Annotated in this window: 16 protein-coding genes; 6 read left to right on the top strand and 10 right to left on the bottom strand. The window is 72.6% G+C overall.

Annotation, left to right across the window (positions count from 1 at the left end):
- Window positions 1-86: 86 nt before the first annotated feature.
- Window positions 87-728 (bottom strand): TetR/AcrR family transcriptional regulator, encoded by a 642-nt coding sequence (locus tag GTW67_RS08035; protein ID WP_161162867.1) that lies wholly within the window; start codon window positions 726-728, stop codon window positions 87-89.
- A gap of 107 nt (window positions 729-835) precedes the next feature.
- Between GTW67_RS08035 and GTW67_RS08030 the strand changes: the two genes are divergently transcribed.
- Window positions 836-1,198 carry a hypothetical protein gene (locus tag GTW67_RS08030; protein ID WP_161162863.1) on the top strand — a complete coding sequence of 121 codons (363 nt, stop codon included), beginning with the start codon at window positions 836-838 and terminating at the stop codon, window positions 1,196-1,198.
- Here GTW67_RS08030 and GTW67_RS08025 read toward each other — a convergent pair.
- From GTW67_RS08025 to GTW67_RS08005, 5 genes are all read right to left on the bottom strand, one after another.
- Window positions 1,123-1,980 (bottom strand): Gfo/Idh/MocA family oxidoreductase, encoded by an 858-nt coding sequence (locus GTW67_RS08025; RefSeq protein ID WP_202436644.1) that lies wholly within the window; start codon window positions 1,978-1,980, stop codon window positions 1,123-1,125. The genes GTW67_RS08030 and GTW67_RS08025 overlap by 76 nt on opposite strands.
- Window positions 1,981-2,086: 106 nt before the next feature.
- Complete coding sequence (locus tag GTW67_RS08020; protein ID WP_161162865.1) at window positions 2,087-3,286, bottom strand: ROK family transcriptional regulator; 1,200 nt, start codon at window positions 3,284-3,286, stop codon at window positions 2,087-2,089.
- Between the two features lie 17 nt (window positions 3,287-3,303).
- On the bottom strand, window positions 3,304-4,188 hold the full coding sequence (locus GTW67_RS08015) for an ABC transporter permease subunit (protein WP_161164113.1): 885 nt from the start codon (window positions 4,186-4,188) through the stop codon (window positions 3,304-3,306).
- A complete protein-coding gene (locus tag GTW67_RS08010; RefSeq protein WP_161164112.1) occupies window positions 4,185-5,201 on the bottom strand; it encodes a carbohydrate ABC transporter permease in 1,017 nt (338 codons plus the stop codon). The genes GTW67_RS08015 and GTW67_RS08010 overlap by 4 nt, the downstream gene beginning before the upstream one ends.
- Before the next feature lie 30 nt (window positions 5,202-5,231).
- On the bottom strand, window positions 5,232-6,635 hold the full coding sequence (locus GTW67_RS08005) for an ABC transporter substrate-binding protein (protein ID WP_161164111.1): 1,404 nt from the start codon (window positions 6,633-6,635) through the stop codon (window positions 5,232-5,234).
- A 126-nt stretch (window positions 6,636-6,761) separates the two neighbouring features.
- On the opposite strand from GTW67_RS08005, the gene GTW67_RS37550 reads away from it, so the two are divergent.
- The 4 genes from GTW67_RS37550 to GTW67_RS07985 are packed head-to-tail and all read left to right on the top strand — an operon-like array spanning window position 6,762 to window position 11,947.
- The gene (locus tag GTW67_RS37550; protein WP_161164110.1) at window positions 6,762-7,808 is read left to right on the top strand and encodes a zinc-binding dehydrogenase; all 1,047 of its coding nucleotides are present in this window, start codon (window positions 6,762-6,764) and stop codon (window positions 7,806-7,808) included.
- Between the two features lie 55 nt (window positions 7,809-7,863).
- Entirely contained in the window at window positions 7,864-8,664 is an 801-nt protein-coding gene (locus GTW67_RS07995; RefSeq protein ID WP_161164109.1) for a sugar phosphate isomerase/epimerase family protein, read from the top strand.
- Window positions 8,665-8,666: 2 nt separating this feature from the next.
- A complete protein-coding gene (locus GTW67_RS07990; protein WP_202436958.1) occupies window positions 8,667-10,025 on the top strand; it encodes an MGH1-like glycoside hydrolase domain-containing protein in 1,359 nt (452 codons plus the stop codon).
- Window positions 10,022-11,947, top strand: a complete 1,926-nt coding sequence (locus GTW67_RS07985; RefSeq protein WP_161164107.1) for an amylo-alpha-1,6-glucosidase — start codon at window positions 10,022-10,024, stop codon at window positions 11,945-11,947. The genes GTW67_RS07990 and GTW67_RS07985 overlap by 4 nt, the downstream gene beginning before the upstream one ends.
- 10 nt (window positions 11,948-11,957) lie before the next feature.
- Here the strand turns inward: GTW67_RS07985 and GTW67_RS07980 are convergent, their stop codons facing one another.
- A complete protein-coding gene (locus GTW67_RS07980) occupies window positions 11,958-12,488 on the bottom strand; it encodes a hypothetical protein (protein WP_346010595.1) in 531 nt (176 codons plus the stop codon).
- Window positions 12,489-12,663: 175 nt separating this feature from the next.
- On the opposite strand from GTW67_RS07980, the gene GTW67_RS07975 reads away from it, so the two are divergent.
- Window positions 12,664-13,347 (top strand): alpha/beta fold hydrolase, encoded by a 684-nt coding sequence (locus GTW67_RS07975; RefSeq protein ID WP_161164106.1) that lies wholly within the window; start codon window positions 12,664-12,666, stop codon window positions 13,345-13,347.
- A 55-nt stretch (window positions 13,348-13,402) separates the two neighbouring features.
- Here the strand turns inward: GTW67_RS07975 and GTW67_RS07970 are convergent, their stop codons facing one another.
- From GTW67_RS07970 to GTW67_RS07960, 3 genes are all read right to left on the bottom strand, one after another.
- Complete coding sequence (locus GTW67_RS07970; RefSeq protein WP_161164105.1) at window positions 13,403-13,852, bottom strand: spore-associated protein; 450 nt, start codon at window positions 13,850-13,852, stop codon at window positions 13,403-13,405.
- A 90-nt stretch (window positions 13,853-13,942) separates the two neighbouring features.
- A complete protein-coding gene (locus GTW67_RS07965; protein ID WP_161164104.1) occupies window positions 13,943-14,677 on the bottom strand; it encodes a class I SAM-dependent methyltransferase in 735 nt (244 codons plus the stop codon).
- 64 nt (window positions 14,678-14,741) lie between these two features.
- Window positions 14,742-15,642 (bottom strand): CHAT domain-containing protein (locus GTW67_RS07960; RefSeq protein ID WP_161164103.1); only part of this gene is annotated, 901 nt, incomplete at its 5' end.

Raw genomic sequence — 15,642 nt, 5'->3', positions numbered from 1 at the left:
AACCGGGCGAGGAGGAGTTCCCCGAGGACGGCCTCGGCGGCGCGGACTTCCCGGAGGACGAGTTCTGACGGTGACGGGCGCCGCGGTCATCCCCGGCCGCGATGCTCCGAGCCGCCCGTGCCGTGGGCGACGACGGTCATGTCGGAGACCAGGGCGCGGGCGGCATCGGCGAAGAACTGCTCGTCGGCCCCCTCGGCGAGCCCGAGGACGACGCCCTGGCCGAGGCCGACGAACAGCGCCCTGAGCGCGGTGACCAGGCGTCGTGCCTGATCAGGCGTCACGACGCCGGCACTGTGCGGTCTCCCGGTGAACAGCGCGGTCAGATGGCGCTCCTGCGCCTGGACCGACGCGGCGAGCTGAGCCCTCAGCCCGGCGTCGTGCAGGGCCATGTCCATCAAGGTGATCTGGAGCGACAGGGTGGACACCGCATCCGGAGTGTCACAACTGCGCCGGTAGTACCGGGCGAAGCCGTCCACCGCCTCCAGCAGGTCCGCTCCCGCGGGCACCGCCTGCTCGATCTCCTCGTAGTGCGGCACCTGGTGGTCGGTGACCATGGCGACCACCAGGTTGTTCTTGCTGCCGAACAGCGAGTAGACGGCGCCGGTGGTCAGTCCGGCCCTCTCGGCGATCTCTTCGAGCCTGGCCCGGTGTCCGTCCCGGGAGACGACCTGGAACGCGGCGTCCAGCAGGGCGCGGCGGTTGCGTTCCTTGGTCTCCGCTCTCGTCATTCTCATAATGAGATTATTGCAGTAACTTGATTACGAGAGCGAGTCCGCCAGGGAAGGGACGTCTTGTGTCGCAGGGTCAGAGCACGACACCGACAGGGGCGTACCGCATGGGCGTCATCGGCGACGGGGCCTTCAAGGTGCTGCTCGGTGCGGTGTTCCTCGCCGGCGCGGGCAAGGTCGGTCACCTGCTCGGTGTGCCCGTCTGGCTGATGCTCGTCTCCGGTGCGGCCCTGCTGGCCGGCGGCTGGGCCGAGATCGGATACGTCCGGCGCCGCACGCTGGGCACCTACCTGCGGCTGATGATCGCCTACGACAGCGGCTGGCTGCTCGCCACGCTCGCCGGCCTGCTCCTGGCATGGCGAGGTGGCAGCGCCGGGGGCGAGGTGTGGGTCGCCTACCAGACGGCGGCTCCCCTCGCGCTCGTCGCCGTGCTGGCGTCGTCGAAGCGGATGCCGGCCAGGAGTTCCTGAAGGCGCAGTCCGTGCCGGGCGTCGAGCTCCGCCGGGGTCCCGGTGCGGACGGCGGTCGCGAACTCGCGACGCAGGACGGGCCAGCACTCCTCGTGGTCGATCCCGGCCGTGTCGTACACCAACGGCTCCGCAGGGCCGAACAGTTCGACGCGCGTCATGGCCCGTGGCACGTTGACGGACCCGGACAGCGACGCCTGGCTCACGGCGCCGCCCGCGTGTTCGCAGGTGAGCTCGATCCACCGGCGCGGGTCACCGGTGGCCCGGATGCCGGTGACGGGGCCGACCGCCGCGTCGAGGAGGTCGATCAGATGCGGCCCGAGGTCGAGCAGGGCGCCGTGCTCGAGACGCCAGCCGGTGGCCATCTCGCCGCCGAGGAAGGCTCCGTGGAGGTAGCAGGAGCGGGCCCCGGAGACGTCGAGAGTGCGTGCGGCGTCGAGGAAGGCCCGGGTGGCGGGGTGGTATCGCTTGGTGAGCACGAACTGGGACACCACGCCCGCCTCGGCGACGGCGTCCGCCACGCGCCGGGCCGCCTCCAGGTCGGGGCCGAGCGGCTTCTCCAGGAGCACCGCCTTGCCCGCCTTCGCCGCCAAGGGCGCCAACTCGGCCTGGACGGCGGGCGGCACCGCGAAGGCCACGGCCTCGCAGCGGTCCAGCAGCTCGTCGAAGCCGGCCGCGACGTGCGCCGCGTAGGGCGCCGCGGTCTGCCGTGCCGCGTCGGCACGGCGGGCCCAGACGGCGGCCAGCCGCGTCTCGGGGCCTGCGGCGAGGACGCGGGCGTGCATGGCGCGCGCCCATGGACCGGCGCCCACGAGCCCGACCTCGACGGGTCGGTGCGGCCAGGGCGGAAGAGCGGTTGTCACGAGTGCTTCTTTCCTTCTCTCGGTGGCGTCACGGGGCCAGCCGGCTCAGGCGGTCGTCGGCGTGCCCGGCGGAGTAGAGCAGCCTGACGACCATGGCGGCGGCGCCCATGAGTCCCGCGCGGTCGCCGAGCCGCGAGGAGACGATGTTCAGGTTGGCGGTGGTGCGCGGCATGGCCCGCTGGTACAGGAGTTCACGCACGCCGGTCGTGAACGGGACGCCGGCGAGGTCCCCGGCGATCATGAGGACGCCCGGGTTGAGGAGGGTGACGACGGTCGCCAGGACGGCACCGACCAGGTGTCCGGCCTGCTGGGCGAGCCGGATCGCCTCGGCGTTGCCCTCGGCGAGCAGGCGCCGCACGTCGGATCCGGAGGCCGTCGGAAGACCCTGTTCGGACAGCGCCCGTGCCAACGCGCCGCCGCTGGCCACGGCGGCCAGGCAGCCGTACGAGCCGCACATGCACAGGGCCTCGGGATGATCGTGCAGGCGGACGTGCCCGATGTCGCCGGCGCCTCCGTCGATGCCCCGGTAGACGTCGTCGCCGATCACCACGCCCGCGCCGATGCCGGTGGACACCTTGACGAGCACGAAGGAGGCGCAGTCGCGGTAGTGGGCCTGGTGCTCGGCCAGCGCCATGAGGTTGGCGTCGTTGTCGACGAAGACCGGTACGGGCCCGCCCTCTCCGCTGTCGCCCACGTGCTTCGCGTAGGCCTCCTGGAGGCGTTCACGGATGGGGTACTGGTCCCACCCGGGCATGATCGGCGGTTGGACGACGCGGCCCACCTCCCAGTCGACCGGGCCGGGCACGGACAGGCCGATGCCGCAGACGGCGGCCGGAGTGGTGCCGGCCGCCTCGATCAGGCCGGGCACCCGGGCGGCCACCTGGTCGAGGACCTGGTCGGGTCCCTGGGCGATGTCCAGGTCCCCGGTGTGCTCGGCCAGGACGGTGCCGGCGAGGTCCAGTATCGCGGCGCGGGCGTGCCGGGTCTCCAGGTCCACCGCGACGACGCAGGCGTGGGCCGGGTCGAACTCGATCCGGTCGCTGGGCCGGCCGCCGGTGGAGATGCCGGAGGTGTGCCGCAGCCAGCCCGCCCGGTTGAGCAGGTCGAGGCGTTGCCCGACGGTGGAACGGGAGAGTCCGGTGGCACGCTGGAGGTCGGCGCGGGTGTTCGCGCGGCCGCTGCGGATGAGCTGGAGCAGCTCGCCCGCGCTGACCTGATTCGATGTCATCGGCTTTTCCTCACGGCTCAGCTCTTGTCGGCGCCGCTGGTCAGGCCCTCGGTGAGGAGGCGTTCGGCGGCGAAGAACAGAAGTACCACGGGGATCGTCAGCACGACGGAGCCCGCCATGAGAACGGTCTTGGGCACCTCGATGCCGTTGGAGAGCTGGGCGAGGCCGAGGGAGACCGTCCACTTGTCCGGATCGGCGGCGAGGAACAGCAGCGCGAAGAGGAACTCGTTCCACGCGATCATGAAGACGTACAGGCCGGTCGCCATCAGGGACGGCAGGGCGAGCGGCAGGATCACCTTGCGCAGGGTCTGGAGCCGGGAGGCTCCGTCGAGGGCGGCGGCCTCCTCGATGGAGGCGGGGATGGTGACGAGGTAGTTCTTCAGCATGTAGATCGTCACGGGCACGGTCTGGGCGACGTAGACGACGGCCAGGCCGACCAGGCTGGAGGACAGCCCGATCTTGGCGAAGACGACGAACAGCGGAACGGCCAGCAGGGTCGTCGGGAAGAGGTACACGGCCAGGAAGAGCGTGCTGATCCGGCGGTGGCCGAAGAACTTCAGCCGGCTGACGGCGTAGGCGCCGGGCACCGCTGCCACGAGGGTCAGGGCCACCGTACCCAGCGACACCAGTGCGGAGTTGACCAGGAAGTTGAGGAAGCCCTGGCCGCCGTCGTCGGTGGAGCGCAGGACGTCCTCGTAGGTGGAGAGGGTGAAGTCCTTCGCCGAGACCCACAGGGAGCCGGGATCGAGCAGGAGCGCGTCGATGGGCTTCAGCGACAGCAGCACCATGTAGTAGAAGGGCAGGACGGTGATCACGGCCAGGAACGCGATGACGAACCAGCGTACGATGCCGAAGAACCGGTCCTCGAACCGGGCCCGGGACAGGGCCGTCTTGCTGGTCACGCTTCCTCCTGGACCTTGTTGCCGAAGAACTTGAAGTAGAGGCCCAGCAGGACCACCAGGCAGGCGGCCAGGACGAGGGCCTGGGCGGACGCGGCCCCCACGTCGTAGCGGGCGGTGAGGAAGTCGTAGACGCGCACGGCGGCGACGTCGGTGCCCGCGCCGCCTCCGGTGAGGAGATAGACGTCGTCGAACTTGTTGAAGGTGAGGATGAACCGCAGCACGCACAGCAGCGCGATCACCGGCATCAGCTGGGGCAGCAGGACGTGCCGGAAACGCTGGGTCAGGGTCGCGCCGTCGACGAGCGCGGCCTCCTCCAGGGTGTCGGGCACCGCCTGGAGCCGGGCCAGGATGAACAGGAAGGCGAACGGGAAGTAGCGCCAGGTCTCGAAGGCGATGACGGTCAGCAGCGCCAGCGGGATGTCGAAGTGCAGGCCCAGCAGATGCACTTCGTACGCACGGGTCGACAGGAAGGCGATCGGGTCGTCCCAGCCGAACAGCCGCCGCCCCCAGTCGTTGACGATGCCGTACTGCGGGCTGAGCGCGACCTCCCAGACGAAGGCGACGGCGACGACGGGCGCGCAGTAGGGCAACAGCATGGCCGCACGCAGCAGTCCGCGTCCGCGGAAGGGCCTGCGCAGCGCGAGCGCGGCGATCAGGCCGAGGGCGATGGAGCCGAAGGTGGCCCCGGCCGTGTACAGCAGGGTGGTCCAGAGACTGGACCAGAAGCCGGCCGAGTCGAAGACCTGCGTGAAGTTGTCCAGCGACCAGTTGCCGAACAGGCCCATGCCCTGGATGTCGACCAGCTTGGCCCGCTGGAAGGCCAGCAGCACGGTCCAGGCGATGGGCAGCACGACCACCACGAGGACCACGAGGAGCGTGGGGGAGACGAACGCGAGGCCCGCACGGTTCGCGCGCCGGCTGGCCGTCATCGGACGCCGGCCCGCGGAGGCGGGCGCCGACGGCCGGGGTTCGGTGTCCCGGCGCTGCGGTGCGCCGGCTGGGGCTGTAGTCATGAAGTGCCTTCGTGAGGTGCGGAGGAGCGGCTACTGCAGGGACTTCTTCAGGGCGGTGACCTCCTCGTCGGCCTCGTGCGCGGCCTGTTCGGGCGAGGTCTGGCCGCCGGACATGGCGCCGATGGCCTTGGGCACGGGGAGCTCGCCGTTGGTGGCGCCCACGAGGGCGCCCTCGCCCTGGGTGATGCCCCAGCGCCGCATGTTGCCGACGCCGTCGGCGAGCTGGTCGAGCAGGCTCTTCGGGAAGACCTCGTCGAGCGGCTTGCGGGTGTCGACACCGATGTCGCTGTGGCGCCAGGCCTTCAGGTAGCGCTCGGGGTCGGCGGCGGTGCCCCTGCGGACCGGGATCTTGCCCTCGGGAGCCATGCCGAACCAGGACTCGTAGCCGGTGCCCATCATGTACTCGATGAACTGCTGCGACGCCGCGGTCTCGGCGGTCTTGGTGGTCACCCACGAGGTGATCTCGCCGAACTGTGCCGCGTCCTTCGCGTCGGGCCCCCGCATCGCGGTGACGATGCCGCTGTTGTCCGCAAGGTACCGCGGGTCCTTCTTGCACTCGGGGCAGCTGGGCAGGGCGTCCTTGCGCAGCCCGGCGAGCTCGTCCAGCAGGAACGAGGACCAGATGACCATGGAGGACCGGCCGGCGAAGTAGGTGGCGCGGGTGGAGTCCACGGTCTGGGTGCCGGGGGCGCCGTAGGCGCGGGTGAGCCGGTCGTACGTCTCGAAGGCGGTCTCGCACTGCGGGGAGTCGAGGGCGACCTCGTGCCGGCCGTCGACCAGCTGGCAGTCGTTGGCGAGGGCGATGCTCTCGAAGCTCTGCGAGGTGAAGGCGTCGCTGGGGTCGGTGGCCGCGGAGACGCCGTCGTGGCCCTTGGTGGTGAGCGCCTGGGCGGCGGCCAGCGTCCTGGCGTAGGTGTCCGGGACCGGCAGGCCCTTCTTCGCCAGTTGGTCCTTGCGGTAGACCAGCAGCTGGAGCCAGGCGTCCGAGGGCACGCCGAGGCTGGTGGAGCCGTCGGAGGTCAGTTCCAGCGCGTTGGCGTTGAAGGTGCCCCGTCCCAGCTCGTCGACGATCCGCTTCGGGATGTCCGTGTTGAGCAGCCCGTTGCTGTACATCTGCCAGACCTGGCCCATCGGGGCCGCGCCGATGACGTCGGGCAGCTTCCCGGAGGCCGCCGCCGACATGATCAGCTGCGGCATCTGCGCCTCGTCGACGCCGACCAGATGCACCTTGATCCCGGTCTTCTTCTCGAAGCCGGCGACGACCTTCCGCGTCGCCGCGACGCGGTCGGGCAGGTTCTCCTGGGACCAGACGGTGATCTCGCGATCCGGTCTGCCCGGGCCGGTGCTTCCGGCGCAGCCCGAGAGCAGTCCGACCGCCAGGGCTGCTGTGACGCCGACCGCGGTCGTCCTCGACCTCAGGGTCCTGATGCGCATCGCGTGTCCTCGTTCCGACTTATGTAAACCTGGAACGCATCTCAGCATCAGTTTTGCGTGTTGACAAGACATAACTTCGAGATATTGTCGCCACAACCCAGTTCGCAACCCCTCCGGAGCCCCCTCGTGGAACGCGTCGTCCAATTCACCGGCCCCCGTCAGGTGGAAGTAGCCGAGCACCCCAGCGCCGAGCTGCCGCCCGGCCATCTGCGCGTGCGCACCCGCTACTCCGGGATCTCGGCCGGCACCGAACTCACCGCCTACCGCGGCACCAACCCGTACCTGACCCGGACCTGGGACCCCGGGGCGCGGCTCTTCCGGGACGGCGCGCCGGGCATCGAATACCCGGTCGCGGGCTGGGGCTACTCGGAGGTCGGCGAGGTCACCGAGGTGCCCCCCGAGCTGGCGGACACCCCGGGCATGCCCGTCCCCGGCGACCTGGTCTGGGGCATCTGGGGGCACCGCAGCGAGGGCATCGTCCCCGCCGAGCGCATGATCGGCCACACCCTGCCGGCCGGACTGGAGCCGCTGGCCGGCGCCTTCGCCCGGGTCGGCGCCATCGCGTACAACGCCGTGCTGGCCGGTGACATCCACCTCGGCGAGGACGTCGCCGTGTTCGGGCAGGGCGTCATCGGCCTGCTCACCACCCGGCTCGCCCAGCTGAACGGCGCCCGGGTCACCGCCGTCGACGCGCTCGACGGCCGCCTGGAGACCGCCAAGCGCTACGGCGCCCACCACACCCTCAACGCCCGCACCGACGCCGTCGCCGAACGCGTCCGCGAGGCCACCGCGGGACTCGGCGCCGACCTCGCCATCGAGATCAGCGGGGCCTACCCCGCCCTGCACGAGGCCCTGCGCTCCGTCGCCGCCGGCGGCCGCGTCGTCGCCTCCGGCTTCTACCAGGGCGACGGCATCGGCCTGCGCCTCGGCGACGAGTTCCACCACAACCGCGTCCAGCTGATCTGCTCCCAGATCGGCTCCGTGCCCCCGCAGTTGTCGCACCGCTGGACGGTCGAACGCCTCCAGCAGACCTTCCTGCGCCTGGTCGCCGAGGGGCAGGTCGACGTGACCGCCCTGGTGAGCCATGTCGTCCCGGCCGCCGAGGCCGCCGACGCCTACGTCCTGCTGGACGAGCGCCCCGCCGACGCCCTCCAGGTCGTCCTGGAGTTCTGAGACCGGATCCCCTGAGACCGGATCCCCGAGAACAGCCCCTGCGAAAGGCCCCCTCATGCTCAAGACCGCGGTCCAGGAACAACTCCTTCCCGGCGACACCCTCCAGGCCAAGTGGGACTTCGCCCAGCAGGCCGGCTACGACGCCGTCGAACTGCGCGGCAAGGGCGGCTTCCACTTCGCCTCCCGCCTCGACGAACTCCGCCGGGCCCGCAAGGACGGCGTCGTCATGCCGACCGTCTGCGTGGACATGCTGCACTTCCTCGGCGCCTTCGACGAGGAGCTGCGCCGCGACGCCGTCGCCCAGCTGAAGTCCCAGCTCACGGTCATCGCCGAGATCGGCGGCGTGGGCGCCCAGACCCCCGCCTCGTACGGCATGTTCTCCCGCCGGCTGCCCCCCTTCGAGCCGCCGCGCACCGAGGAGGAGGACCGCGAGGTGCTCCTCGCCGGCCTCACCGAACTCGGCGAGCACGCCCGCAAGGAGGGCGTCACGCTCTTCCTGGAACCGCTCAACCGCTACGAGGACCACATGGTCAACCGGCTCGAACAGGCCGCCGACCTGATCCGCGCCGTCGGTCTCGACTCGGTCCGCATCGGCATCGACAGCTACCACATGAACATCGAGGAGACTGACCCCGCCGCCGCGATCCTCGCCCACGCGGACGTCATCGGGCACGCCCAGGTCTCCGACTCCAACCGCTTCCAGCCCGGCGCCGGACACCTCGACTGGCCCACCTGGCTCGGCGCCCTGCACACCATCGGCTACGACGGCCACCTCGCCCTCGAGTGCCGCCTGACCGGCGACCCCCTCGAAGCGGTCCGGTCCGTCCCCGGCTTCCTCAAGAGGTCCGGCGCGTGACCCTGCTCGAAGGGCTTCTGGACCGGCCCACGCCCGCCGCGCCCCGGGACCTGACCCTGCGGCGCGGCGCGGCGCGGGTCCTCATCGGCAACTGGACCGGCGCCTCCACCGTCCCCTCCCGCACCCTCTACCCCCACCAGTGGAGCTGGGACTCGGCCTTCGTCGCCATCGGGCAGCGCCACCTGTCCGCACGCCGCGCCCAGCGGGAACTCGAATCCCTCCTGGCCGCGCAGTGGGGCGACGGACGCATCCCGCACATCGTCTTCAACCCCGCGGTGGCCGCCGGGGCGTACTTCCCCAGCCCCGACTTCTGGCGCTCCTCCCGGGCCGGCCGGACGGCGGGCGCGCCACCGGCCCCGCAGACCTCGGGCATCGTCCAGCCGCCCGTCCACGCCCTGGCGGCCTGGCTCGTCCACCGGGCCGACCCGGCCGAGTCGCGCCGCAGAGGCTTCCTCGCCCGCGTCCACCCCCGCCTCACCGCCTGGCACGACTACCTCCTCACCCGCCGCGACCTCGGCGGCCGGGGACTGGCCGCCGTCGTCCACCCGTGGGAACCCGGCATGGACAACAGCCCCTGCTGGGACCGGGCCCTCACCCGCGTCGAACCCGCCGCCCCCGGCACCTTCCGGCGTGCCGACCTCGACCACGGTCACCCCGCCGACCGGCCCACCGACCTGGACTACGGCCGCTACGTCCGGCTCGCCGCCGACTACCGTGAAGCCGGCTACGACGACCGGGCCGCACGGCACGCATTCGCCCTGGAGGACCCCTCCTTCAACGCCCTGCTGATCACGAGCGAACTGGCTCTCGCCGCCGTCTCCCGCGAGCTGGGCCGGCCCCACGAGCGGCACACCCTGCGGGCCGGCCTGCTCACCCGGGCGCTGGTCGAGCGGCTCTGGGACGAGGAGGCCGGCCTGTTCCGGGCGCGCGACCTGCACGACGGCACCCTGGTCGAGGAAGACAGCGTCAGCGGGCTGATCCCCCTGCTCGTCCCGCACCTGCCCGAGGACCTGGTCCGGCGCCTGCGCGCCACGCTCCGCGGCCCCCGGTTCACGGCGCCGGCCACGGAACTCGTCCCCAGCTACGACCTGACCGGCCACGCCTTCGACCAGCACCGCTACTGGCGCGGGCCGGCCTGGTTCAACACCGCCTGGCTGATCCATCAGGGGCTGCGCACCCACGGCCTGGACCAGGACGCCGAGCGGATCCGCGAGGGCTTCCTCGACCAGGCGCAGCGTTCCGGCTTCGCCGAGTACATCGATCCGGCCACCGGCGCGGGCCGCGGCGCCCGGCACTTCTCCTGGACCGCCGCCCTCGCGCTCGACCTGCTCTGCGCCGACCCCGAGGAGCTGCGGACATGACCGCCGACACCGCCACCCGCGTCCAACTGGTCCGGGACGCCACCTTCGTCCGTCTGACCACCGACGGGGCGATCACCGGCAGCCGCGGCACCGCCCCCGACGGACTGTTCCTCCAGGACGCCCGCCATCTCAGCCGCTGGCAGCTCACCGTCGACGGCACCGCCCCCGTGGCCCTGGTGCCGGCCACGGCGGAGACCGACGACACGGCCGCCTGCGTACTGACCCCGGAGGGCACCCGGGACGACCCGCCCTCCTACACCGTGTTCCGGCGGCAGAGCGTGACCGAGGGCATGCTCACCGAGCACCTGCGCCTGGTCGGCAACCGCCCAGAGGCGGTGACCGCCCATGTGGTCCTCACCGTCGACACCGACTTCGCCGATCTCTTCGAGCTGCGGGCCGACGACCGCCGCTACGACAAGCCCGGCGCCGAGCGCGAGGTCCGCACCACGGCCGACGGCCTGTGCTTCTCCTACCGCAGAGCGGACTGGCACGCCGAGACGCAACTCGACTGCCGGCCCGCCCCGCAGAACGTCACCCCCGCCGGGCCCGGTACCACCGCCACCGCCAGGACGCTGAGCTGGCGCGTGGCCCTCGACGCCCAGGGCACGGCCGACCTGCACCTGACCGTCCGCGCCCGGCCCCACGGCCGGTCGCCGCACACCGGCTCCGTCCAAGAGACGCCGCGGCGGCAGGCGTTCGTGCGGACGGAGGGAACGGACGACCTGACCCTCGCCTGTGAACGCGGCCTGGCCGACATCGACCTGCTGACCATCCCGGTCACCGGCGTGGACGGCGACGAGGTGCGCGTCCCCGCCGCCGGCATCCCGTGGTTCCTCACCCTCTTCGGCCGCGACTCGCTGCTCACGTCGTACTTCCTGCTGCCGTACCGTCCCGGCACCGCGGCGGCCGTGCTGAGCGCGCTCGCCGCCACGCAGGGCCGGCGCCACGACGCCTTCAGCGGTGAGCAGCCGGGCCGCATCGTGCACGAGACCCGCCGCGGTGAACTCGCCCACTTCCGGCAGGTCCCGTACGGCCGGTACTACGGCGCCGTCGACGCCACCCCGCTCTTCCTCGTCCTGCTCCACGCCCACCACGAGACGACCGGCGACCCCGCGCTCGCGGCCCGTCTGGAGACACACGCCCGGCGTGCCGTCGACTGGATGCTCACCGACGGCGGTCTGGAGGAGCACGGCTACCTCGTCTACACACCCGACCCCGGGGGACTGGTCAACCAGAACTGGAAGGACTCCGCGGGCGCCATATGCTTCCGCGACGGCACCCAGGCCGAGGGCCCCATCGCCGTGTCCGAGGCACAGGGCTACGCCTATGACGCGCTCCTGCGCACGGCCGAACTCGCCCAGGACGTCTGGGGGGACGAGGCGTACGCCCGTCGGCTCCGCGAGCGGGCGGACCGGCTGCGGGACCACTTCGCCGCGGACTTCTGGATGCCGGAGGCCGACTTCCCGGCCCTCGCACTGGACGGTGCCGGCCGCCGGGTGGACGCGCTGGCCTCCGACGCGGGACACCTGCTCTGGTCGGGCATCCTCGACCCCGAGCGTGCACGCCGGGTGGGACGGCGGCTCCTGGAGCCCGACTTCTTCTCCGGCTGGGCCGTCCGCACCCTCGCCGCCGGTCAGCGGCCCTACCACCCGCTGTCCTACCACCGGGGCAGCGCGTGGCCCCACGACAACGCCGTCATCGCTCTCGGCCTCGCCCGGCACGGCCTCGCCGACGAGCTGCGGACCCTCGCCGAGGCACTTGTCGCGGCGGCGGCCCGGCACGGCCACCGCCTGCCCGAGGTCCTCGCGGGCTACGACCGCTCGGCCACCGCCGGACCGGTCCCGTACCCCCACTCCTGCTCACCGCAGGCGTGGGCGGCGGCCACCCCGGCGGCCCTGCGAACGGCGCTCGGGCAGGTGTGAGGCTCCGGGGTCAGAGCCGGTCGCCGTTGTCGGGCGGCTCCGGAGGATGCGGCCCGCCGCCGTCCTTGATGTCGGCCTCGCAGGTCCGTCCGTCGTAGGACTGGTCGTTGGGGATCAGCAGCACTTGGGCGACCTGCCCGGGGTGCTCGACGGCGAGCCAGTCGTCGCCCGTGAGGCCGCCGTTCCGTCCGGGCCATGCCTCGGTCGAGTAGACCGTCCGGCACCCCAGCACCGCGCGCTCCTTGTCGACGGCGCAGGCGTCCAGTGCCGGTCCTGACATGTCGTCGGCGCTGTGGAAGAGGTAGCGGAAGTGGACTTGGTCCCCTTCGGCGGGCACCTGCGGGTGGGGCTCCAGGCGCCAGCCGACGACCTCGGCGGTGACGCCGGTCTGTTGCCCGTACGTGTTCTCGACCCGTACGCGGACACCGGCCTCGCCGCGTTCCGCCGTGGTGTCGGTGCACTCCCAGAGGGCGTTGCAGCCGGACAGGGCGAGGATCAGGAGGGCCAGCGGGGCACGGGTGAGTACCCGTGAGGGGAGCACGGAAGCGACCTCCGGTCGGGGTGGGGTGACAAGTGGCGCGGGAGCCTCGCCGCGCTCGGCGCACGCCCCGCCCACTGACTCGACGGCGGGGACACCGCGCCCGGTTCCCGGTCGGCCGCTCTGCTGTGGGCCGATACGGTCGCGCCCGTCGGGGGACGGACGCCAGGATCGGCCCATGCGACCGACCTTCGTACTCGTGCACAGTCCGTCCGTGGGCCCCTCGACCTGGCAGCCCGTGGCCGCCCACCTCACCGCGGCCGGACACCGGGTGCTCCTGCCCTCCCTGCTGGGCGTGGTCGCCGCCGGCCCGCCCTTCTGGCCCCACGCCGTCCGCGCCGTCCGCGAACACCTCCGTCAGGTCCCGGCGGGCGACCCGGTCACGCTCGTCGCCCACAGCAACGCGGGACTGTTCCTCCCCGCGATCCGCGCGGGCCTCGACCACCCGGTGGCCGGCTCGGTCTTCGTCGACGCCCCGCTGCCGGCGCGGACCGGCGCCACCCCCGTCGCCGCACCCGAATTCCTGGACTTCCTCCGTCCGTTGGCGGTGAACGGCATACTCCCGCGCTGGACCGACTGGTGGGACGAGGCCGACGTCGCACCCATGTTCCCCGACCCGGAGACGCGGCGCACGGTGGTCGAGGAGCAGCCCACCCTGCCGCTGTCCTACTACAGGCAGCGCATCCCGGTCCCCGAGGGGTGGGACGACCACCCCTGCTCCTACCTGCTGTTCGGCCCTCCCTACGAGGAGGCCGCCGACGAGGCGCGCGCCCGCGGCTGGCGGGTGGCCCACCTGCCCGGCGAACACCTCCACCAGACCGTCGACCCCGCGGGCACGGCCCGCTTCCTCGCCGGGTCCTGATCCGACGCCGCCCCGGCGGAGACGGTGCACTCCGCCGGGGCGAGCCGGGACCGGGTCAGCGGGTCGTGGTGACCCGGTGCTCCTTCAGGGCCGCACAGTTGGAGCCGGTGACCTGCACGGACACGCCGCCGATGCTGCCGCCCCAGTCGACGCAGTGGCCCTTGCCGTACGCGTAGACCGGACCCGCGTACGACGTGTACGTGCCGTAGTCCCCGTCACCCTGGTCGGTGTCGGGGACGTACAGGTACGCGGACATGTCCACGGCCGCGCCCACGGTCTTGCGGATGGTCACGACGCAGTTCTTGCCGTTGGCGGAGTTGTACGTCAGGTAGAGCGTCCCCCTGGTACCGATGGGCGCGGAGTTGACGGTCTTGTAGGCGCTGCCGCAGACGGTCTGCGGTGTGACGCTCGCGGCGGCGGAGGCGGGCGCGGCCAGGGCGGTGGTGCCCCCGACGGACACCGCGACCAGTGCGGCAGCGGCCAGCTTGGTGCGGGTTGAGATCATTTTTCCCCCTTGTGCGGTCTTGGAGCCGGTTGGTGCTCCTGCCTGGTGTGACCCGTGATCTACCGGAATGGTTGTGTCACCGCCGACAAGTCACCCTTCCGGAGGACGGCGTCCGAGAAAGACGAACTCCCGGCCCGGACGGTCGGGGGCCTCGCGCACGTCGTCGACCACGAACCCGCGCGCGGCCAGGTCCGCCCCGACCTCCTCGCGCTCGCGGAAGCGCAACGTCGAATCCGACGTCAGCACCTGCCCGTCCGCGGCGAAGACGTACGTCCAGCGGAACGACACCAGCGGCAGACTCACGTCGGTCACCTCCACCCAGCTCTCGACCGCGCCGACGCCGGGAACGTCCGTCACGCGGTGGGAGTCCTCCCGGTTCCACTCGGTCCAGGCGCGCCGAGCCGGGTCCCGCGTCTCGAACACCAGGTGCCCGCCCGGCCGCAGGGACGTGTACGCCCCGCGCAGGGTCGCGTCCCAGGCCCCCGGGTCCACGATCGCCTGGGCCACGTTCGCCGTCATGGTGGCCAGATCGACTTGGAGGGGCGGCAGCGCCGTCACGTCGCCGCGGATCCACCGCACCCGTTCACCGCCGGGCTTGCCCCGCGCCACGTCGACCGACGCCCCGGCCGGGTCGACGCCGACGACCTCGACGCCGCGGTCCGCGAGAAGGAGGGCGAACACCCCCGTCCCGCAGCCGATGTCCAGCACCCGGCGCGCACCGAGCTGCTCGGCGATGCGGACGTACGCGTCGAGGTCGCCGCGGTCGGGGTCGAGCGCGTCGTGGATCGCGGCTAGCCGTGGATGCTGGAAACACTCGTCAGTCATGCGGCCGACGCTATGCGGCGCCCGGTCCGCGGCTCCACCTGGATTCGCCGCCGCCGTGCTCCGGTCAGGGCGCGGGCGCCGGGTTGCCCTGGTGGGTGAAGGCGGCCCAGTGGTGGAGCCGGCCGAGGTCGGGGCGGGCGGCCTCGCGGCGGAGGGGACCGTCGATGCCGGGCGGCAGCTCGCGCAGGGGGTCCAGCATCCACAGCTGCGCCGCCCGCAGCGCGTCGGGCGGGGCCAGGCCCCCGGCGGTGAGGTGGTGGTGGAAGACGGCCGTCAGCACGGCGCTCGGACCGTCGCGCACCGCCCAGCGGGAGCCCACGACATCGGCGGCACCGCGCGCCAGCAGGGCGGTGGCGAGGGTCATCGCCTCGTCGTGGTGACGCGTGCTCAGGTCGGTCTCGCAGGCGCTGAGCACCACCAGCGGGCCCCCGGTGTCCGGCCCGCGGCCGGCCGCGCCGTCGAGGATGCCGGCCACGGTGAGCCGGCCCGCGTCCCGGTCCCCGTCGGGCGGGCGGGCCAGCCACAGCGCGGAGTCGGTGGGGCGCGGCGCGGCGAGGGCGTGGCAGGACAGATGGACCACGGACGCCGGCGAGGTGCCGCCGGGCAGTACGGCGAGGAGCTCCGCGGGGGTGCCGGCGGCGTCCGCCTCCTCGTCGCCGGCGACGAACTCGCCGTAGCGGAGCGCGTCGGGGTAGCAGGCGGCACGCAGCGCGGCCGTCTCCACCTCGGCCCACGGGAGGGTCAGTTCCGGGTCGGCGACGAGCACCTGCCGGCCGGCGCCGTACGGCATCCGGGGCCGGGCGGCGGCGGCCAGGAACTGGGTGCCGGACGCGGCGTAGCTGACGACGGCGTCCTGGCAGACGTACCGGTGGCCGCCGGTGCCGGACTCGCGGAGGCGCGCGGCGTGCCAGGGGACGACACCCAGCCGGTCGCAGGGCACCAGCACGATCCTCAGCACCCGGCCG

The sequence above is a fragment of the Streptomyces sp. SID5910 genome (assembly GCF_009862125.1).
Taxonomy (GTDB): Bacteria; Actinomycetota; Actinomycetes; order Streptomycetales; family Streptomycetaceae; genus Streptomyces.
This window is presented reverse-complemented; position numbering and strand designations above follow the sequence as displayed.

Bases quoted from the DNA above. Each gene is read 5' to 3' on its own strand.
- GTW67_RS08020 (WP_161162865.1), bottom strand. From the start codon at position 3,286: ATGACATCGAATCAGGTCAGCGCGGGCGAGCTGCTCCAGCTCATCCGC.
- GTW67_RS07995 (WP_161164109.1), top strand. From the start codon at position 7,864: ATGCTCAAGACCGCGGTCCAGGAACAACTCCTTCCCGGCGACACCCTC.
- GTW67_RS07965 (WP_161164104.1), bottom strand. From the start codon at position 14,677: ATGACTGACGAGTGTTTCCAGCATCCACGGCTAGCCGCGATCCACGAC.
- GTW67_RS07985 (WP_161164107.1), top strand. From the start codon at position 10,022: ATGACCGCCGACACCGCCACCCGCGTCCAACTGGTCCGGGACGCCACC.
- GTW67_RS08035 (WP_161162867.1), bottom strand. From the start codon at position 728: ATGACGAGAGCGGAGACCAAGGAACGCAACCGCCGCGCCCTGCTGGAC.
- GTW67_RS08005 (WP_161164111.1), bottom strand. From the start codon at position 6,635: ATGCGCATCAGGACCCTGAGGTCGAGGACGACCGCGGTCGGCGTCACA.
- GTW67_RS08030 (WP_161162863.1), top strand. From the start codon at position 836: ATGGGCGTCATCGGCGACGGGGCCTTCAAGGTGCTGCTCGGTGCGGTG.
- GTW67_RS08025 (WP_202436644.1), bottom strand. From the start codon at position 1,980: ATGCACGCCCGCGTCCTCGCCGCAGGCCCCGAGACGCGGCTGGCCGCC.
- GTW67_RS08010 (WP_161164112.1), bottom strand. From the start codon at position 5,201: ATGACTACAGCCCCAGCCGGCGCACCGCAGCGCCGGGACACCGAACCC.
- GTW67_RS07970 (WP_161164105.1), bottom strand. From the start codon at position 13,852: ATGATCTCAACCCGCACCAAGCTGGCCGCTGCCGCACTGGTCGCGGTG.
- GTW67_RS07975 (WP_161164106.1), top strand. From the start codon at position 12,664: ATGCGACCGACCTTCGTACTCGTGCACAGTCCGTCCGTGGGCCCCTCG.